General features: G+C 39.9%; 14 protein-coding genes. 3 read left to right on the top strand and 11 right to left on the bottom strand.

Annotation, left to right across the window (positions count from 1 at the left end):
- Positions 1-39 precede the first annotated feature (39 nt).
- Complete coding sequence (locus tag AN389_RS12625; protein WP_055019941.1) at positions 40-774, top strand: FadR/GntR family transcriptional regulator; 735 nt, start codon at positions 40-42, stop codon at positions 772-774.
- A gap of 88 nt (positions 775-862) precedes the next feature.
- Here AN389_RS12625 and AN389_RS12620 read toward each other — a convergent pair whose 3' ends face one another.
- The 10 genes from AN389_RS12620 to AN389_RS12575 form a co-directional block, all read right to left on the bottom strand.
- Complete coding sequence (locus tag AN389_RS12620; protein WP_055014422.1) at positions 863-1,483, bottom strand: 2-dehydro-3-deoxy-6-phosphogalactonate aldolase; 621 nt, start codon at positions 1,481-1,483, stop codon at positions 863-865.
- Positions 1,474-2,481, bottom strand: a complete 1,008-nt coding sequence (locus AN389_RS12615; RefSeq protein ID WP_055014423.1) for a 2-dehydro-3-deoxygalactonokinase — start codon at positions 2,479-2,481, stop codon at positions 1,474-1,476. Before AN389_RS12615 ends, AN389_RS12620 begins: the two co-directional genes overlap by 10 nt.
- 17 nt (positions 2,482-2,498) lie before the next feature.
- Positions 2,499-3,662, bottom strand: a complete 1,164-nt coding sequence (locus AN389_RS12610; RefSeq protein ID WP_055014424.1) for a mandelate racemase/muconate lactonizing enzyme family protein — start codon at positions 3,660-3,662, stop codon at positions 2,499-2,501.
- A gap of 10 nt (positions 3,663-3,672) precedes the next feature.
- Entirely contained in the window at positions 3,673-5,100 is a 1,428-nt protein-coding gene (locus AN389_RS12605) for an NAD-dependent succinate-semialdehyde dehydrogenase (RefSeq protein ID WP_055014425.1), read from the bottom strand.
- A gap of 124 nt (positions 5,101-5,224) precedes the next feature.
- Positions 5,225-6,163, bottom strand: coding sequence for a hypothetical protein (locus tag AN389_RS12600; RefSeq protein WP_160318631.1), 939 nt, complete (start codon positions 6,161-6,163; stop codon positions 5,225-5,227).
- Positions 6,164-6,209: 46 nt separating this feature from the next.
- On the bottom strand, positions 6,210-6,989 hold the full coding sequence (locus AN389_RS12595; protein WP_055014427.1) for a glucose 1-dehydrogenase: 780 nt from the start codon (positions 6,987-6,989) through the stop codon (positions 6,210-6,212).
- Positions 6,990-7,000: 11 nt separating this feature from the next.
- On the bottom strand, positions 7,001-8,572 hold the full coding sequence (locus tag AN389_RS12590) for a sugar porter family MFS transporter (protein WP_055017474.1): 1,572 nt from the start codon (positions 8,570-8,572) through the stop codon (positions 7,001-7,003).
- Positions 8,573-8,770: 198 nt separating this feature from the next.
- Positions 8,771-9,646, bottom strand: coding sequence for an SMP-30/gluconolactonase/LRE family protein (locus tag AN389_RS12585; protein WP_055019939.1), 876 nt, complete (start codon positions 9,644-9,646; stop codon positions 8,771-8,773).
- 17 nt (positions 9,647-9,663) lie between these two features.
- Positions 9,664-10,827, bottom strand: a complete 1,164-nt coding sequence (locus tag AN389_RS12580) for a mandelate racemase/muconate lactonizing enzyme family protein (protein ID WP_055019938.1) — start codon at positions 10,825-10,827, stop codon at positions 9,664-9,666.
- Positions 10,828-10,847: 20 nt separating this feature from the next.
- Positions 10,848-12,269 (bottom strand): sulfatase, encoded by a 1,422-nt coding sequence (locus tag AN389_RS12575; RefSeq protein ID WP_055019937.1) that lies wholly within the window; start codon positions 12,267-12,269, stop codon positions 10,848-10,850.
- 319 nt (positions 12,270-12,588) lie between these two features.
- Here AN389_RS12575 and AN389_RS12570 point away from each other — a divergent pair, with 319 nt between their 5' ends.
- Together AN389_RS12570 and AN389_RS12565 are read left to right on the top strand one after the other, a co-directional pair.
- Positions 12,589-14,724: a multiheme c-type cytochrome gene (locus AN389_RS12570; RefSeq protein WP_055019936.1), complete on the top strand. Its 2,136-nt coding sequence runs from the start codon at positions 12,589-12,591 to the stop codon at positions 14,722-14,724.
- A gap of 772 nt (positions 14,725-15,496) precedes the next feature.
- A complete protein-coding gene (locus AN389_RS12565) occupies positions 15,497-18,022 on the top strand; it encodes a TonB-dependent receptor (RefSeq protein ID WP_055019935.1) in 2,526 nt (841 codons plus the stop codon).
- A 55-nt stretch (positions 18,023-18,077) separates the two neighbouring features.
- On the opposite strand, the gene AN389_RS12560 is transcribed toward AN389_RS12565, so the two are convergent.
- The gene (locus tag AN389_RS12560) at positions 18,078-19,871 is read right to left on the bottom strand and encodes a CRTAC1 family protein (protein WP_160318630.1); all 1,794 of its coding nucleotides are present in this window, start codon (positions 19,869-19,871) and stop codon (positions 18,078-18,080) included.
- Positions 19,872-19,925 lie beyond the last annotated feature (54 nt).

Here is a 19,925-nt window from a genome sequence, read left to right as displayed (position 1 = left end):
ATAGTACGTATAAATAAATTATACGGACACTAAGATACTATGAGCGAACTAACGTACTACGATCTAAGACGCAGCAACGCGATGTCACCGAGTCTACCTGTTCAGGTGGCAAAAGAATTAGGCCGTAGAATAGTCGCTGGCACCTACACTCCTGGTTCACTTATTGATGATGAAAACCGTTTAGCTGAACGCTTTCAAGTAAGTAGAGTCGTTGTTCGAGATGCTGTAAAAATTCTTGTTGGTAAAGGCCTTTTAGACGTACGCAGAGGCATAGGAACCCGCGTAAAAACCCGTGACAACTGGGCTTTACTTGATGACGATGTATTGGCTTGGCATTTAAGTGCCCCGCTTAACCCTGAGTTTTTAACTCAATTAATGGAGTTTCGTTTAGCATTTGAACCAAAAGCGTCAAGTGTTGCTGCTCAGCGTGCAACCCCTGAAGATGTTAAAGCCATAGAAGATGCGTTAAATGAAATGCAAAGCTCAGTAAGCGATTTAGATAAATTTGTTATTGCTGATGCACATTTTCATGGTGCTATCCTTCGCGCTTCACACAATGAATTATTTATATCTATGGAGTGTGTGATTTTTTCAGCTTTACTTGTGAGTATTAAAGTAACTAACCAAAGTGCAGAAAGTAACCATGCTTCTATTCCATTTCATAAAGAAGTGTTTGATGCAATTGCAACAGGTGACAGCAATAAAGCGCATGCTTTAACCGAAAAACTATTAGCAGATGCTAAAGCTAATTTAGCCAAATTAATGAATATCTGAATTAAATAGCGGCACTAACAAATCATTTAAAGTGAGAGGAATGATTAGCTAATGCCGCAAACACACAACGCTTTTAAAACTTAATTACTTACAGGTAGTATGCTGCATACTTCTTGGCATTGGCTGTAAATTCTTCTAAGCCCATGCCTGCTTTGTACAAGCCACTACCTAAGCCAAAACCAGATGCCCCCGCATTAACAAATTCATCTTGATTTTTCGGTGACACACCGCCAACAGGGTAAATATTAATACCCGAAAGCACGGCAGTAATTGCTTTTAAACCTTTTGGGCCGGCTGTATCTGCTGGAAAAAACTTAAGCGCGTCTGCACCGGCATGTAATGCAGCAAACCCTTCAGTCGGCGTGTAAAACCCTGGTACGCAGTACAGTCCTTTTGATTTACTAAAACGGATCAGCTCTACATCGCTGTGTGGCGAAATAATAATACGCCCGCCCGCTTCAATCACTTTTTCAACTTCGTTTTTGGTAACAACGGTGCCTGCACCAATAATCGCTATATCAGCGTATTTCTTGCTTAACAGTTCAATGCTTTTAAAAGCATCTGGAGAGTTTAATGGCACTTCAATAACGCGGTAACCGATATCAATAAGCACCTTTGCATAATCGAGTACTTCATTGGGTGTAATACCGCGCAAAATAGCAACTAATGGTAATTGCTTCATTGCTTGTGTGAGTGAAATTAATGACATTTTTGACTTTCCTTATCAGTGATAAACCCTGCTTTTACAGCAAGCGTAAACATGCCTATTGTAGAAGCGGTTGCACTGCTTAAAATAGAAGACGTAAATCCGAGCTCTTTTAGGGCTTCGCAATAAAGTGTGTTTAAACTTGAATTACCAATCAGATAGACATGTTTAATATCGTTAAGCTGGGTTTTGATACCCGCAAGCTCGGCGCCAATCAATAAACCCGAAAGGTAACTTGGCACATGTTCTGCTAATAACTGCTTATCTAATTTTAATGTACGTGCACTAAATAAAGCGCTCAATAAGCTAGTTTGAGTTTGACTAACACCTACTCCTTTTATAAAGCTAGGTATGTCTGTCTGTGTAATATCTAATGAATCTAGGCCATCGCTTAAAATGCTATGCTTAGACAACAAATTAAACATTTCGCCAGTCATATATGTACTTAAACTCGTTATAACCGTTTTTTGCTGAGTATCCTTTGCAACTTCAACCCATTTTGAATGCGTCCCAGGTAAGCAAAACATAGTTTCACTTAATGTTTTATTGCTAAGCTCCCCAGATTGCTTTTCCACAGCTAAAACAGCCCCAAAAACCTGCACCTCTTCACCACGCATTACATCGCAAACGTTATTTTCCATCACATACTTTACGCCAGGAACAATACGAATATCTAAGTTAGATTTATTTTTTGCAAGTTGTAAATTATTTGCCATGTCAGCTGAGGTACAAGGCGCATTTACATAACCTGTATCTTGCCAGCCGATTGCGCCACCCACCATGCCAGCCATCATTATGGGTAGCTTTTTGTTTGCTATCCACGGTGAGATATAACCGAGCAACACGGTTTCTATACAGCCGTTTTTTATATTTAATACACCAAGATCGCCGTTTACGGTATCTAAAATAGCGCCTTCGTTATTGATTAAAAAAGCTCTAAAATTAGAGCTTCCCCAATCAACAACAATCAGCACCGGTAAGTTACTATTGCTGTTGTTCATCAAGCTGTCCTTAACTATTAAATTGATACTTCGTAATGTTTAATAAAGTCAAGATCTGGCTCTATTCCAAGACCTGGGCCTTTTGGAAGTGCAACAGTGCCATTGTTATTTTTAACCTGCTCGTTTATGTTTAACGACTCTTGCAGTAACTGCTCTCTGAACAAGTTAGGTGTTGTATCGTATTCCAGCATAGGCTGTACAGGGTGTGCAGCCCCAGGTAAGTCTGGAAGTGCTGCCAATAAATGAAGGTTTGTGCCTACCGCAATTGCTGAGCCCCACACATGATTTACTACAGGAACAAAATGCGCATGCGCTATAGCCAATACTTTTTGATATTCGGTAATACCGCCAAGCGCACATACTTCGGGTTGTAATAAATCAACACATCTATTTTTAATTAAATCTCTGAAGCCCCAGCGAGTAAATTCAGCTTCGCCACCGGCAATACTCATATCTAGGGCTTCACACAAGTCACGGTAGCCTTGGTGATCTTCTGGCGCAACCGGTTCTTCAAACCAGTAAACACCTAAGTTTTGTAGTTCACGACCTAATGGAATAGCTTCACGCGCAGTATAGGCATGGTTTGCATCAACCATTAAGCGCATATCACTCCCAATACCTTTACGTACGGCCTCAACAAGCTTTACATCACGCTCTGGAGAGAGACCAATTTTCATTTTCATTGCCGTAAAGCCCATTTCTTTAATGCGTTGGCTTTCTTCGGTGAATCGCTCCTCTAAATTAGGAAACTTTTGTAACATCATACCGTAACCATAAGCAGGTATACGCTCTCTATAAGCCCCCCCTAACAGTTTATAAACGGGCTGATTTAAAAACTTACCTGCGATATCCCACAGCGCAATATCAACGCCAGATAACGACTGAATTGGCATGCCTTTTTGGCCATGATCGCGTAATAAGTTGTAAACTTTGTGCCAAATAACGTCCCTATCAAGCGGATCCATACCCAAAATCATCGGTTGAATGACATGTTCAACGATTGTTTTATTGGCAAATGCAACACCGCCACCACCGAAGCACTCGCCCCAACCAGTAATACCTATATCAGTACGTACTTCAACCAAATGTGCAGTGCGTTTTGCATAGTACTGCTGAGAATAACCTAGCTCTTCATCTAGGTCGTATTGTAAAACGTGGCTAATAATTTGAGTTATTTTCATTGTCTGTTCCTTAAACCTTTAACGCACGTGAAACACGTTTGTAGACGAGGTAATCATCTAAAGCTAATAACGAGCAATCAGCCCCAACACCCGATTGTTTAATGCCAAAGTGCGGTAAATTAATACTGTACTTAATCCCGTTTACTTGTACTTCGCCAAAGCGTAAATGCTTAGCAAAATAAGAAATAGTGTCTTCGTTGTTGCTAAAAATAAATGAGCTTAAACCAGCATCTGTGTCATTAGCATCGCTAAGCACTTGCTCGTTATCACTAAATATAATAATGCTAATAACAGGGCCAAATATTTCGTCTTTGTAGATTTTCATGCTCGAATCAACATTTGTGAGCACGGTTGGTTCGTAAAAATATCCAGTAACGCCAGCAGGCTTTTTACCCCCTAATTGTAATTTTGCCCCATTTTGCTGTGCATCCTTCACTAGCTCATCGATACGTTGCCATGAGTTGGCATCCATAACAGGGCCCATATCAATAGCCTCGTTTTTATCAAAACCAACCTTTACTGCTTTTGCACGTGTAAGTACTTTTTCAATAAATTCATCTGCAACGCTTTCGTGTACAAATACGCGGTTTGGGGTCACACAAATTTGCCCTGCGTTGGCAAATTTAACGCCACAAATTACATCTGCCGCGTTATCTAAATTTGCATCGCTACATACAATAGCCGGTGCATTACCACCAAGTTCCATTGAATAACGCTTAATTGAGGTAGCGCCTGTTGCAATGACATGCTTACCTACATTAGTAGAGCCAATTAAAGTAAGTATTGAGGGAATAGTTGATGCTGAAATGGCATCGCCTACAGCGCTATCAGCGCCCGAAAGTATGTTAACCACACCTGCTGGCAAGCCTATTTGCTGACATAATTCACCTACTGCATATGCAGACAAAGGGGTTTTGCTTGACGGCTTTACTACAAGTGGACAGCCTGCTGCCATTGCTGGGCCTAATTTATAAGCTAAATTTAATAATGGAAAATTCCACGCTAAAAAGGCAGCGGCTACACCCGCCGGCTCGCGGCTTAATGTATGACTATGTGTGCCTTCAGTGTCATTTAATTCTTCGTCAACCATATTAACAATAGCGTTGGCATAGAAGGTCAGGCTATCAACCAACATTTGATAGTCATCAGCGGTTGAGTCCCACGGTTTTGCCATTTCTAAATGAACGCATTCACGTAGGTGCTCTTCATTTTCAATTACAGCATCACGCAGTTTAAGCATCCATTGTGCACGCTCTTTTGCAGGCGTCGCTGACCAAGTTGCAAACGCGCTTTGCGCAGCATCAAGTGCTAACGACGCTTCATTTATACCTGCTGCTGATATTTGCCCAACAGCTTCAAGTGTTGCAGGGTTAATAACATCAGTTGAAACATCACTGGTTATCAATTTACCGCCAATATACAGTTGTTTAGAAAGCATTCTGTCGCTCCATTATTATCTACAACACCCACAAGGGCTAAATGATCAAAGAAAGGCACGCCGGCCTTAATACATAACAACTATTTAAACATATGATGTTTGAATGAGCAAACAGAAAATACATTTAGTTAACAAAAAATACTAGTCGCCAAAACTTAGTTTGGCCTTTTTCCACTATGCCATGTTCACTATTTTGAATTGAATGTTGTAAAGAATCGCTATTACCTATACACGGCTCTATCCCCAGTACAAAAGGAGCTGAAGCTCCAGTGGCAGACCAACCATTGTAATTAAACCAAAGCCCTAAGTGACTTATGCTTGCTGATGAAAATTCAAACCCACAGCTTTGTTGGGCTTTATCATCTACTAGTTTTACAATTATATTTTGATCTTTATGAGTACCCGTATTTAAGTGTTTGCTAAAAATCTTACTTGCAAAACCACTACTATAGGGCATAACTTCATTTAGCGGCGGGACTTTAGTTGAGTACTCACTCCATTTAATAAAAGCACTATTAATGTCATAAAAGCGACTAAGCCCTTCATCAACTTTAAAGTCTATATGTTTGCTATTTATCAAAATACGCATTTGGGGTTCTACGGCAAAAATAGGATGCGCTGACCAAACAAATGGAAGATTATCAGTTGTGTTATTTTTTATTTGGTAGTCAACAAGTAGTCGTTTACTGTGTTTTTTTAAGGTAAACGTTCTTATAAATGTAAACGTAGAGTCAAAAACCTCAGCTTGTAAGTCAAGTACTATTTCTTCATCGCTAATATGAGTATTCGTTATTTGCCATGCTTGGCACCACAGCTCACCATGATCATGTGAAAAATACGTTTTATCGGGGATGTGTTCATACACCTGAGGAGAAATACCCGGGAAACATTCATCCCAGCCACCGTTATCATGCTCAGAAAAATCATTGTTTTTTGTAATTTTTAAAGTGATTTTTTTATCGTCAGCAAGCCACTCTCTATTGTGCTTTAAGCTTACAATAGAGGTGACTTTCGCACCCAGCTGAGGAATAACTGTAATAGCAAGCTCACTATTTTTTAGCAAAATAGCCTCAAACCCATGAGCTTTACAGTGTGTTAAGTTAAGCACCTTAATCGTGATAGATTACAGAACGGCCGCCATCAATAATGAGGCTTTGCCCTGTCATAAAACTCGAATCTGAACTGGCTAAAAACACGGCTGGATAGGCAATTTCTTCAGTTGTCCCATTTCGTTTTAAAGGATGTACGTCCCCCATTGCTTTGCGTGATGCTTGAGGATCGTCTGTTTGCTCCCATGCTTTAAATGCCATAGGTGTTTCTATCATCCCTGGGCACAGCGCATTCACTCGTATGTTGTGCTTTGCGTATTCAACGGCTAAGTTTTTAGTAAGCCCTATAACGGCGTGCTTTGTTACCGCATACGGAAAATATCCCGGTACAATTTTATATGAATGCACAGAACCTACATTTATAATACTGCCCCGGCCTAACTCTTTCATATGCTCAAGCACGGCCGCTGCACACTGCCACATACCTTCAACATTGACCGAAAAGCTATCACGCCACATTTGTGGAGTAACATCATCTACGTTTCGCCCAGGGCTAATTAAAGCGGCGTTATTAACTAAAATACTGGGCTTGCCAAGCTCATTGACTACTTTTACAACCATGTTTTTTATAGCCGTTTCGTCGCTAATATCAGTATGCGCAAAAATAGCATCAAACCCTTTGCTTTTTAGCTCTGCTACAACGCTTTCGCCCATTTCTTTATTTATATCAGCAACACACACTTTAGCGCCTTGCTCACAAAATACGCGTGCTACTGTTTTTCCAATTCCATCGGCTGCGCCAGTGACAATAGCAACTTCGTTTAATAATCGTGATGACATAGATATGTTCCTTATTTATTAAGCCCTGGGACCAAATCGCGTTCAATGGCCTCAATAGACTTGCCCTTCGTTTCGGGAAGTATAAATGCCATAACAATACAGCCCACAATAGCGACGCCTCCATAATATAAAAACGTATTTGCTGCGCCCATGTTCTCTAATTGCCAAGGAAAAAACTGCTGAATACTCCAGCTAGAAATACTCTGTACTAACGCGGCAAAGGGCAATGCAACGCTGCGTACTCGACTTGAAAATATCTCCGAAAATATCACCCACATAATTGGTCCTATCGACATATTAAAAGCGGCTAAAAATGCAAATAATCCAAATAGAACATACGCAGGGCTAATATTTATAGAAGCATTAATAATTGCACCGGTAACAACTGGTAGCTCTTTTTTACTGTAAATAGTGGCTAAATCAGCTTTTAGCGCAACATCAGTGCTGTATATTTTATTTTCGAAAACGTGCAGCTTTGTGATATCTACTTTTTGATCTGCAACTTTGCTTATTGCTTCACTGTTTAGTGAGTAGGTGGCATTCTCAAAGCCATACCAAATTGACATATGTGCAACAGCAATCAGCAGCAAACCGGTAATTGTTAAAGTTCTTCTGCCAAGTTTTTCAACAAAAAATATGGCGACCAATGTAAACAGTACAGATACCGCACCAAGTACTATTGTTTGTAAAAATGAGTTTTCGACACTCATTCCTATTTGTTCAAACACGGTAGGTGCATAAAACAATACAGCATTCATACCGGTTGCACCTTGCACTACTGCGTAACATACAGCAAGTAAGACAACAAAACGCATTGGCTTACTAAATAACACCCCAAGTTGCTCAAGCGCACTGTTTTTCGAATCTTCTTGAATAGTTGCTTTAATATCATTAAGTACAAGCTCGGTATCGTCGTTATTTATTCCCATACCTTTAAATACAGTGCGCGCCTCTTCATCACGCTTTTTGCTCATTAACCAGCGTGGCGATTCTGGAATTGTCAGTAGTAACGAAAACCAAATAATATTAGGCACAATCTCAAAGCCAAGCATATAACGCCAAATATTAACCTCATTTAACCATTCAATTGAGCCCATATATTTAACAAAAAAGTAATTAACAATAAACGCAAATAAACTACCTAAGGTTATAAGCAACTGATTAACTGATACAAATTTCCCTCGTTTATTAGCGGGTGCAATTTCACCAATATACATGGCTGAGACGGTTATGGAGGCAAATGCGACCCCTCCTATAAAGCGGCCAACAACCAGCATGGGGTAACTTACCGCAAAAGCAGAAATAACAGTAGAGAGTGAATATGTTAAAGCAATGCCAACAAGTACCTTTTTACGACCAAATTTTTGGCATAAAGTACCAGTAAAAAACAGTGCGATGATTACGCCAACAATGGCGCAACCCACTACATTACCGGTTTGTAAACTAGTCAGCTCAAACTGCGAGCTAACATAGCGTAACGCGCCGGATATATTGGCCGCATCTAGGCCAAATACAAACCCGCCAAATGCGGCAATGAGAGAGTATTTAATTGCTTTTGTGGATTGTGTGTGTGTGTCTTTCAATGTATTACCCTTAGTTTTATTTTTATGCTTTTACTGTGCTGCTAATCAATGCATCGCACATATAAAAGAATAACATTGATAGAATTAGTAAAAACAATATAAACATATGATGTTTATATGTGCAATGTGTTTTACCTCCCACATTCAATCAATGTAAGAAAAAAACACAAAATTAATATTTAAAGTGGATACTTAAAATTAAAAGCCGTCTATTTTAACGCAAGGCTCTAACACGCCTTTTACCGCATTTTTAAATGCAAGCGTAGCGCCGTGAGGTATGGCATCAAATGGGGCATCTTCTAAGCCATATTGTGCTGACGTTACGTAGAGCGTTGTTCCATCATCACCAAACGCTGGGCAGGTAGGGCGAGGTGTTTGCGTCGCTAAGCTTCGAATTACTTTCGCATCTGGCGAAATACAATCTACACGTGCACCATCCCAAAGTGCTATCCACATGTTGCCTTCGCTATCAATTACAGCGCCATCAGGTGATACAGCTGAACTTGAATAGTCAAAAAACAACACGCTCTCCCCTATTGGCGACCCCGTAAGTGAGTCGACGTCAAATCGGTAAATTTTTTGCGTTTTTGAATCTGCGTAATAAGCTCTAGCACGCGACTTATCAAAACAAATACCATTGGGTATGGTTAAATCACTAACAACTTGAGTAACTACGCCGTTGTAATAACGATATATAGCCCCTTTATTTTCTTTTGCATCGCTGTGCATTGTGCTTATCCAAAATCCACCCCACGGATCGGCACGCCCATCGTTACTTCTGTTATCGGGTTTATCTGCTTCAACGCTGCACAAAAAAGTGTGCTTATGCGTACTGGTGTTATAAGTATTTAGGCCTTTATCACTTGCTAGTAAAAGGGTTTCGTTGTTTACCCATGCCAGGGCGGTAACCATATCATCTAAGCGTTGCACAGCTTTATGGTCGCCTTTTTTACTGTGTAAAAGATGATTTGGAAAATCGACCCAATAAAGCGTTTGTGTGATCGGGTGCCACAAAGGGCCCTCGCCTACAAAATTTAGTGTGTTATCAAAAACAGTTGCTGTAAGTGTATTCATATAATTCTCTGCGCAAGTTACCAGTTAGTATGTGAGCCATCACGCTTTGATAAATGCGGCGCTTCGGTTTCTACAGGGGTTGCTAATCTGAACGCGGCTTCGTTCACTTCAACACCTAAACCAGGTACTTCAGGAATAGTAAACTTATTACCTGTTAATACATGCTGCTTAGGAAAAAGAAGTGGATCATGGGCGCCAAACTCACTAAACGGACCTTGATGTGTTTCCATTAAGCCTAAATTTGGTAGCGCTGCAGCAAAATGATTTGTGGCCGCTGTGCATACAGGGCCAAGCGGGTTATGTGGCATAACATCTATATAATGTGCCTCAGCCCAACCAGCCACTTTCATCGCCTCCGTTAAGCCACCAATGTTACACACATCAACACGTAAGTACTGAGTTAGCCCCTGCTCTATATAAGGTTTAGCCGCCCATTTAGAACTAAACTCTTCACCAATAGCAAAAGGAATGTACGTTAAAGTACGCAGCGTTTTATATGCATCAGGAGATTCATGACGAATAGGCTCTTCAATAAAATCAAGCGTGTCTGGCTTTAAACGCTGACAAAATGAAGCCGTCTCTGCCACACTTAATCGATGGTGATAATCAATACCGAGTGTGATGTCAGGTCCCAGCACTTTACGAAGCTCATTTAAGCAACGCGCCGTTCTGGTAATAGATTCTTGAGGCTCAAAAAATGCTGGGTCATCAAAACGACTCGGTATCACTCTTATTGTCGTCCAACCAAGTGCAACAAGTGCTTTAGCTTCTTTTACTAAATCATCAAATTTATCTGGGTCGGCCTCAGTATAACAACACGCAAAACATTCTATATGCTCACGTTGTTTACCGCCTAAAAGTTGATACACCGGCACTTGTAAAGATTTAGCCAATATATCGTAAAGCGCAATATCAATTGCTGAAATTGCAGCCGTAATCACACGGCCACCTTCAAAGTAATGGCTTCGATAAAGCTCTTGCCAAATACGACCAATTTTACGAGAGTCTTGACCTTTTAAAAAGCCTGCAAAATGCTGTATGGCACCAATGACTGCATGCTCACGATTTGAAAGACCAGACTCGCCCCAACCAACAATCCCACACTCGGTTACAACTTTAACTAAAAGCTGGTTACGTTTGCCAACGCAGCCAAGCAATGCTTCAACAGATTCTATTTTCATTTATTATTACCTATAAATTGTTAAGGCTGAGTGGCTGGTAAACGGTATTTGTCCATGCGGTCAATATCGTATTTTTCGTATTTTCTTTTTAATAACCAACGCGGACGCTCAAGTGTAAGTTCCCACTCAAATAATGATTTAAACATAGATTTAACGCGTTGCGGATTTTTTGCTGCTAAATTTGTTTGCTCACCAACATCTGTACTCAAGTCGTATAATTCTGCAGGGCGGTCTGGGTATCGAATAAGCTTCCAATCGTTCTCACGAATAACCGCTCTGTTTTCTTTTTTCCAATACATCACTTTGTGCGGGCGCTCTGTATTTTTACCTTGTATATAAGGTAATAAGTCAACGCCATCAATATCACTACCTAACGCTTTACCTTGTGCCGCACTGTAAAAGGTGGGCAGTAAATCGAGTGTACTAACCGGGTAGTCGTAAACAGAACCTGGTTTAATATGCTTAGGCCAACTCATTACAAACGGTACCCGAATACCGCCCTCTAGCTGGTTAGACTTAGTACCCGCAAGAGGTGCATTATTTGATGCGTTTTTATCAGATGGGCCGCCATTATCGTTTGAAAAAACGACAATCGTATTCTCATCTAAACCAAGCTCTTTAAGTTTATCAAGTACGTAACCACTGGCTCTGTCTAAACCTAATGTCATGGCTGCAAGCTCTTTGCGTTTACCCGTTAAATGAGGGAATTTTGCTAAGTCTTTAGGGTCTGATTCAAGCGGGGTGTGTACTGCATTGAATGCTAAGTAGATAAAAAATGGTTCATCTTTATTTTCTTCAATATACTTTACAGCTTCTTTACCTAACTCATCGGTTAAATACTCTTTTGGCTCTTCGTAATTACCAAAGTCGCGTTCTAATTTTTTATCAAAAAAATGTTTGTTTCCATTTTCCATTTCTTGTTCTGAATAGCTAAAGTAGCTTCTGTCACCACCTCTAAACCCTAAAAAGGTATCGAATCCACGGTTTAGAGGATGAAACCTGTCGGCATCACCTAAATGCCACTTACCAAATACCGCTGTTTTATAACCTTGCTCTTTGAGGTAATCTGCCATTGTTTTTTGATCTAGCGGCAAGCCCATATCGGCACCTTTTAGTGCAGAGTTATCACTCATAAAACCCGGTACATTAATTTCTTCATAGCCAAAGCGTTGTTGATATTTTCCTGTCATCAACCCAGCGCGTGAAGGGCCGCAGGTAGAATCACTCACATAGCCTTGAGTAAAGCGCACACCACTTGCAGCTAATTTATCTAAATTAGGCGTTTTAAGTTCGGTACTACCTTGAAAGCCAAAATCACCAAAACCTGCGTCATCTGCAAAAATTAAAACAATATTAGGTTTTTCTGTTTGTACTTTTGCCACAGCATGAGCACTAACACAAAAGCCTAAGCATACAGAGAAAAGAACAAGTAGCTTATTCATCATAGTTTCCTATTTAATATACTAGTTATGCATATAGTTAAAAGATATTAATTACACTATTTAACTAACGTGTTGGTTATATTAGATAATCATGGCTAGTTAATTTTATAGTTAAGTTGTAAAAAATACGTTTATAAATCACAATATCGCTACAGTAAACAAAACATAGCAATATTGCAAACATATGATGTATGATAATTTAAATTAATTATCACAGCACATCAGTTTAATTGCAGCTCGATTTGAATACTCAGTGATTAGCTGGGCCTATTACCTAATTTATATCATGCAATGAGTGTGTTTGAAGGCAGATTAAAATATGATAAATATAATAAAACGCTTAGTTAGTATGCTTTTTTTATGCTGTTGTTTTTCAGCTATTGCGAACGAGGAATGCCAATCTTGCCATCAACAACAGACACATGATTGGGAACAGTCAGACCATGCTCGTTCAATGGCTATAGCTAGCAACGATACGGTGCTTGGTGATTTTAGCAATGCTACGGCGACCCACTTTTCTCAAAAAGCCGTTTTCTATAAAGAAAAAGATACCTTTTTAATTGATTTGACCGAGCAAGGTACTAAAAAAACGTACACCGTAAATTATGTTTTTGGCTTTGACCCACTGCAACAATATTTAATTGAAGTTGAAAAAGGCAAATACCAAGTATTTCCTTTTGCATGGGATAGCCGCGCTAAATCACTAGGCGGCCAGCGCTGGTATGCCAATTACGCTAACGAAGATGTAAAACCTGACGATCGTCTCCATTGGCTGCAACCTCTACAAAACTGGAACGGCATGTGTGCCGATTGCCATTCAGATAATTTAAAGCGTAATTTCAATAGTGAAAAGGAGCGCTTTGATACACACTTTTCAAATATAAATGTGGGTTGTAAATCATGCCACAGTGAGATTACGGATGAACATAAAACTAAAAAAGTGACTAAATCGGCCCAAACAAGCCCCACCAATATGTCGCAGTGGAAAATAACCGGCGATGACACAATCGCCACGTGGCAAGGTGAGCCCCGCGATAACAGCTTTATGCAAGGTTGTTATGCGTGCCACTCATTACGTAGCCCACTAACGGATGGTTTTGACAATAGCCAAGCGTTTTTAGACCAGTTTAGCCCTTCCTTTTTAGAACCGAATTTGTATCATGCTGATGGCCAAATTAAAGAAGAGGTGTATGTATTTGGCTCTTTTGCGCAAAGTAAAATGTACAAAGCCGGTGTTAACTGCCTTGACTGTCACGATAAACACACCATGAAAGTTAAAACAAAAACGAATGGGCTGTGCTTACAGTGCCATAGTGCCAGCGAATACAATAAACCCGAGCATCATCGCCATAAAGAACAGTCAGCCGGTGCACAATGTGTTAGTTGCCACATGCCAACAAACAGATACATGGGCGTTGATGACAGGCGCGACCACAGCTTTAAAATTCCGCGCCCTGACATATCAATAAAATACGATACACCCAATGCGTGTGTGCAATGCCATGACGGCCAAACAAACGAATGGGCAGCAAGCACGCTTGAAAAATGGCACGGTAAACCGCCTGAATTAAGTGCAAGCGAGCACAGTATGCTTGAACTACGCTCATTAAAAGCGATATCGAAAAATGCACATATGAGCTTGATTAATGATTTTTCGTTAAACGAAATAGACCGTGCCAGTGCAATAAGTTATTTAGGCGGCTCAACTACAGAGCTTAGCGATAGTGACGTAAAAAGTTGGGTAAACTCACCGCTTCCGCTTATCCGCCTAGCAATTGCTAAGGTAGGCTTTTTGCTGCCCGAAGCAGAGCGTTTAAAAAGTTATAAGCAACTATTAACCGACAAGTTAAAGTCGGTGCGAGTTGCTGCAGCACAAAATCTAAGCCAAACAAAAGCGCAGCTAGATGGGCTTAATCAATCAATTAGAGAACTTGCATATGCCAATAAGGTAAATACATGGCGCGGTGAAGGAAATATAAATCAAAGTATGCTCGCGCTTAACAAGCAAGACGTAAACGGCGCTATTAAGTCGTTACAAAAAGGCATTAGCGTTGACCCTTACTTTGATGCAAGTTATGTAAATTTAGCCGATATTTATTATCGCCTTGGTCAAACAGTAAAAATGCAAAGCACGTTAAATAATGGTTTAACAGCAGTGCCGAGCTCTGCGCCGCTGCATTATGCAAATGGTATGGCGCTTATTAGAAGCGGTAACAAACCCGCTGCTGTTGACTCGTTTAAACACGCAATGGTACTTGAGAGTAATAACGTGCAATACGCTTATCTGTACTTTTTAGCACTCGATAGCATTGGCTCAACAGCCAAAGCCATAATAGAGTTGAAATCAAAAATCAGTACCTATAACAATGCAACACAATTAAAAATTTTAGGGATGAGTTTTGCTCAGAAGCTAAAAAATGCTGAAGATTATCACTTTTTTGCATCGTTAAAATAAGTTTGAATATATAAGGCAAGCTGACTTTTCGTGATTAACTCTGTAATTATGCGTTGGGTATTTAAGAAAAGCAGTCCCTATTTGCACTTATTTTCATACGTAAGCGCAAACGTTACATGTTTATCGTATATACGCTACTCTTTTCTTTCTAGGGGCGAATAACGCAATAGCAGCTCTAAAGTCCACTTGGTTAATTTCTCGAGCCGTGATTGAATAGCCCCTAGGTTGAACAAATTTCAGTGCATACAGTTCACCTCCCTAATAACAACACGACTAATTAAGCCAGCTTTGATGAGCCAAATTAAACTTGTCGATGTTTATACCAATTCACTTAAATAATTGGGCGGTTTTGAACTTATAAAAGTGAGTTGAATAACCGTTACAAACCATTACTAATTTGATAAATATAGTCTTTTAAAAAATCAGCGCGAGTATTTGCCTTTCAAAGTCATCACGTATTATTACTCGTTTTTAAAACTACGCATGCTTATCCATAATCGTAATCTCTTTTAACTAAAGTCATTAATTAACGCTTATCTATCAGAACACTTGCCTCTAACTAAAACAATATTTAATAAACAAGTGATTAACATATTGCAACTACAAACATCATATGTTTAAATTGTTAGAATGAATTGCGTTGCTTATTTTTATTGACTGTTAATGGTCTTTAAACCACCAACAATGTCTTTTAGTCAACTCGATTCTTCATGATAAGTACTTCAAAGTACTACCTGCACACTGACAACTATAAAGAAATGGAGTGGTTAAAATGCTTAAACACAGTAAATTGCACACAGCTATATTGCTTGCATGCTGTTCTTTATCAACTTTCACACACACAGTCTCGGCCCAAGAGGAAGTTAAGAAGGACGACGATAACTTTGAAATAATCTTAGTGAGCGCGCAAAAACGTGATCAAGCACTAAAAGAAGTGCCCTCTTCAATTGAAGTATTGAATGGTGATTTAATTCAAGAGACCCAGATTGATAATGGTTTTGATTTAGTAACTTACCTCCCAGGCTTTGGCATTGATGACAGCAGCGAAATAAGAACAACGACATTAAAAACACGTGGTATAGGCACTTTTACAAATTCTATTGGCTTACAATCATCAAACTTAGTGGTAATTGATGGTGAAGTACTCCCCCGCCAATCAATGCTCAATCTCCCGGTATCTGACGTTCAACGTGTAGAAGCTATGCGCGGGCCACAAGGTACACTATTTGGCCAAAATACATCTACCGGTTTACTACATTATGTCACTAAAAAGCCGCAGCTAGATGACCGAATTTCAGGCACTGTTAGAGCACAGGTTACTGAGTTTGATGGCACTGATTTTAGCGGCACTATAAATGTACCACTTAACGAAAATTGGGCAGCTCGATTTAATGCTCAATACAGCGATATAGATGGTTGGATAAAAAACACCATGCCAGGTGAAGAAAACTATGACATTGGCGCAAAAGAAACAAAAGCGGGCCGCGGACAGCTCTTATACGACAATGGTGAAGAACTCAATGTGTTATTTCGTCTAGAGTACTCAGAAACAGACACTAACTGTTGTTCACTTATCCGTTTAGGTGGCATTAATCCAGATTTTGGCCCACGACCAATCGTTAATGTAAAAGACGACGGCACTATTGAAGGCACTACATATAATCGCGTAAACCCAGAGTCGACCTTTGAAGAAGCAGGCGGCCCAGTAACAGCACGAAACGCTGAAGCCAATTACGGTAAAACTGAAAATTTTGGTTTTTCTATGTCGGCTGACTACTATTTAAATGATGAAATTACACTTAGCTATAATGGTAGCTATAGAGACTTTGATTTATATAATAGCTCTGCATTTTTTACAGTAAACTTTCCTGTGCAACGTTCGGCATTTGGCGGTAACGAGTCCGTAGATGTAATTCAACAAGAATTTAGGGTATCGTCATTTAATAATGAAAAATTTGATTGGGTATTAGGCCTCTTTTATCATGATACCGACGGCCAGCGCTCTGAAGTAAGAGATGGTTGTATTGCGGGTAACCGTGGTTTTATTGAAGGAGGCGAGCTAGTTGGTTGTTACTCAGGACCTTCAACAAATGCCTACTTAGATAACTACGCTACAACTGGCGAAGACGACCGTTCTTTGTTAGTTCCATCTCGCTTACTTAACAGTGGTGACTTTACCACCAGCTTTGAAAACATTGCCATTTTTGGTCAACTTGAATACCAAATTACCGAGCAGTTAGATGCCACATTTGGCTTTAGACTACTTCACGAAAAAGGTGAAGCAACATTTGCACGTACCGATCTTGCGACTCCATCTAATGGAGTCGGTATGGACACCTATGCCGATGTTTTTGAGCTGGCTAAAACTGATCCATCGCTAATAAAACGTCAAGATGATCCTACTAAGTTTTCTGATTCAGATACTGCCTTTATATATAAAGCAGTACTAGGGTATGACTTTACAGATGATATTCGTGGTTATATAAATTATTCCACGGGCTATAAAGGGGCGTCTTACTTTGTAACAACAAACACAGACCCTGCTGAAGCTGATAACTTTCCTACTGCGCCTGAAAATTCGTCGAACTTTGAGGTAGGCCTGCGCTCTGCTTATTTTGATAACGATTTGCTATTTAACTTTACTTATTTTGATATGTCAGTTGATGATTATCAGGTGCGAGCAACCCGTGTAATTGACGAAGAAAATAACATTGTTTTTGCAGGTTATGTTAACGCAAATGAAGCACGTTCTACCGGTATTGAAGCTGATGTAGTAGTAAAACTCACAGATAACCTTAAATGGTCGTTTAACTACGCTTATTTTGATGCACGCTACGAAGATTTTGCAGATACGCCTATTAATTGCCCTGCAAATGATGGTGGCTTACTCGCTGCGCGTTGTACAACCGATGAAACAGGCCGTCAGAGTTTTGATCAAACAGGCCTATCTTTCCCTAATAATGCTGAGCAGCAGTTTTTAAGCACTATTTCGTATAGTACTGAAATAGCGGATACTGGATGGCAAGCTAATACTCGTGCTGTTTGGCGGTACAACGGTAGCCACACACAATCAATCAATGAGCTTGCTTTTGGTGAATCAGCAAATCCATCGTCAAGCATTTGGGATGGCTATTTAAGCGTGAGTAAAGAAAACATCAAAATGAGCGTATTTGTTAAAAACTTATTTGATAAGTCATACACTACACGTCAACGCATAAACTCAGAAGGCTTTGGTGAAGCGTTCTATCCACGCGATTGGCAGCGTTATGTAGGTGCAAGCATTGAGTATAGTTTTTAGTAGATTAAGAAAAAATAGCGCTAATTTAGCGCTATTTTTTTCCTAACTTTATTACTTACAACGGCTCTTTTCTTCCAACTAACTCCCCATCAGCATCATTAATAACCGCATTGCTAATATCTACATGTTCATTATTACTCCAACGAACCGATACATTATTTATCTGTGTACACGTACCTAAACCAACGTGTAACTTATTATTTTCGCTTTGTGAAAAGCCAGCACCTGTTGCGCCTACAACACGCTTATAAGTTTGCCCACATGCTTTTATAGTCGCAGTAGCTCCCAATGCCGACACACCAGCTTTAGGCGAGTAACCAATATTTGTGACTAGAAAATTATGCTGCGCGTCTAAAGCTGTGCTGTTGGTGAATAAATGCCAACGGCCGCGCTCATTTGAGTAAATTAAGTCAAGGTCGCCGTCATTATCGTAATCAAAGGCCTGTGCACTGCCCCCTGTTGCTCCAAGTTCAGTTGAAATAACACCATGATTTTTTAAAGCCTCAAAGCCTTTACCTTGCTGATTTAAATACAGTACCTGCTTGTTCGCTTTTGCTGGGTTACCATAACGTAATACAAATAAGTCGCTCCAGCCATCATTATTAAAATCCCCGGCTACAGCACTGGTTGTAGGTTCGCTTAAATTAACATTGAGCTTGGCTGTTGCATCAACAAACTTACCTTGTCGGTTTTCTAATAACACCGCTGGTAATGGCTCAAGCCCTTTTACTTTGGGTGAATTGGTCACTCTTTTAATAACACCAGCGGTCGGCGATTTAGTATCGCCAGCTACGCGCCAAGTGTCGTTACCTAAGTAACCTATATATAAACCTTTGTTATTTAGCTTTTTAGGCCAGCCAGCAGCTTGTTCTTTTGTTACCTGTACCGTACGTTCACTACCACCATGACCTTTAAGTTTTAACGGCTCACTATTTTTACCAATAAACACATTAAAATGAGGATATGCCATTTGCAGGTTTTCTATTTCAAAATTACCTTCGATTTTAAAGTCTTCAAATTTAAATGCTTCGTTACGAGTAAAGAAAGCAAAATTTTGAGGTTGAGCATCATAAAAGGTGTGTTGTTCAAATTGATGTTTAGCGCGGGTTAAAAATAAATCGAAGTCACCGTCATTATCAAAGTCGATTTCGGTCATGCTGCTTACATGGCTAATATTGCGATTATCCCCTAGGACAGCCTTACTTTTATTTTTATAACCTAAATCAGATTTACTCTGCGCTACAACAATGTCATCTCCGCCGTAAAAAAATAAATCATCGTGCCCGTCATTATCAAAATCACTAACTAAGGCCTTATATCCAAGCCATTTTGCAGTAGGTAAGTAATCGACAAACTTAAACTGATTATGTCCTTCGTTTTTATATATGTGGTTGGCTCCCTTTTTTTGCTTCTTAAGCGGAAAAGCTGAGAGCATTAAATCTAAGGTGCCACTGTTATTGCCATCTATTAATTTAACCGCACGGCCGCGTGTACGTTCAAAATCATTAAATGTTTCTCCACCTTCAACAGTTCGGTCGTGATTTATTTGAAACGATACAGGTAAACGAGGTTTTAAGCCGCCACCACCGCCTTGAGCAATTATTAAATCCATTCTTCCATCAAGGTCATAGTCAGCAACAGCGACGCCGTGAGTGTCGCCTTTAATAATTATCTGAGGTGCTGAAAAGGTATTGTCTTTGTTATTCCAGAAAATTTTTACTGCGTGGGTGTGCTCAGTAATTAATACATCTTGATAGCCGTCTTTATCAAAGTCAGCAATGAGTGCACTATCCCATTTACGTCTCGACAAAGGTTCAAAAGGAATAACATTTTTAGTTTCCGAGAACATATTCCCCTTTGTGAAACTATTTTTGTAGGGGTCAACTTTCATATAGCTGCAACC

It is taken from the genome of Pseudoalteromonas sp. P1-7a (assembly GCF_001401855.1).
GTDB lineage: Bacteria > Pseudomonadota > Gammaproteobacteria > Enterobacterales > Alteromonadaceae > Pseudoalteromonas.
Note: the sequence above shows the minus strand (reverse complement) of the source record. Positions and strands in the feature narration are given on the sequence as shown.

Bases quoted from the DNA above. Each gene is read 5' to 3' on its own strand.
- AN389_RS12625 (WP_055019941.1), top strand. From the start codon at position 40: ATGAGCGAACTAACGTACTACGATCTAAGACGCAGCAACGCGATGTCA.
- AN389_RS12620 (WP_055014422.1), bottom strand. From the start codon at position 1,483: ATGTCATTAATTTCACTCACACAAGCAATGAAGCAATTACCATTAGTT.
- AN389_RS12615 (WP_055014423.1), bottom strand. From the start codon at position 2,481: ATGAACAACAGCAATAGTAACTTACCGGTGCTGATTGTTGTTGATTGG.
- AN389_RS12610 (WP_055014424.1), bottom strand. From the start codon at position 3,662: ATGAAAATAACTCAAATTATTAGCCACGTTTTACAATACGACCTAGAT.
- AN389_RS12605 (WP_055014425.1), bottom strand. From the start codon at position 5,100: ATGCTTTCTAAACAACTGTATATTGGCGGTAAATTGATAACCAGTGAT.
- AN389_RS12595 (WP_055014427.1), bottom strand. From the start codon at position 6,989: ATGTCATCACGATTATTAAACGAAGTTGCTATTGTCACTGGCGCAGCC.
- AN389_RS12585 (WP_055019939.1), bottom strand. From the start codon at position 9,646: ATGAATACACTTACAGCAACTGTTTTTGATAACACACTAAATTTTGTA.
- AN389_RS12580 (WP_055019938.1), bottom strand. From the start codon at position 10,827: ATGAAAATAGAATCTGTTGAAGCATTGCTTGGCTGCGTTGGCAAACGT.
- AN389_RS12575 (WP_055019937.1), bottom strand. From the start codon at position 12,269: ATGAATAAGCTACTTGTTCTTTTCTCTGTATGCTTAGGCTTTTGTGTT.
- AN389_RS12570 (WP_055019936.1), top strand. From the start codon at position 12,589: ATGATAAATATAATAAAACGCTTAGTTAGTATGCTTTTTTTATGCTGT.
- AN389_RS12565 (WP_055019935.1), top strand. From the start codon at position 15,497: ATGCTTAAACACAGTAAATTGCACACAGCTATATTGCTTGCATGCTGT.
- AN389_RS12560 (WP_160318630.1), bottom strand. From the start codon at position 19,871: ATGTTCTCGGAAACTAAAAATGTTATTCCTTTTGAACCTTTGTCGAGA.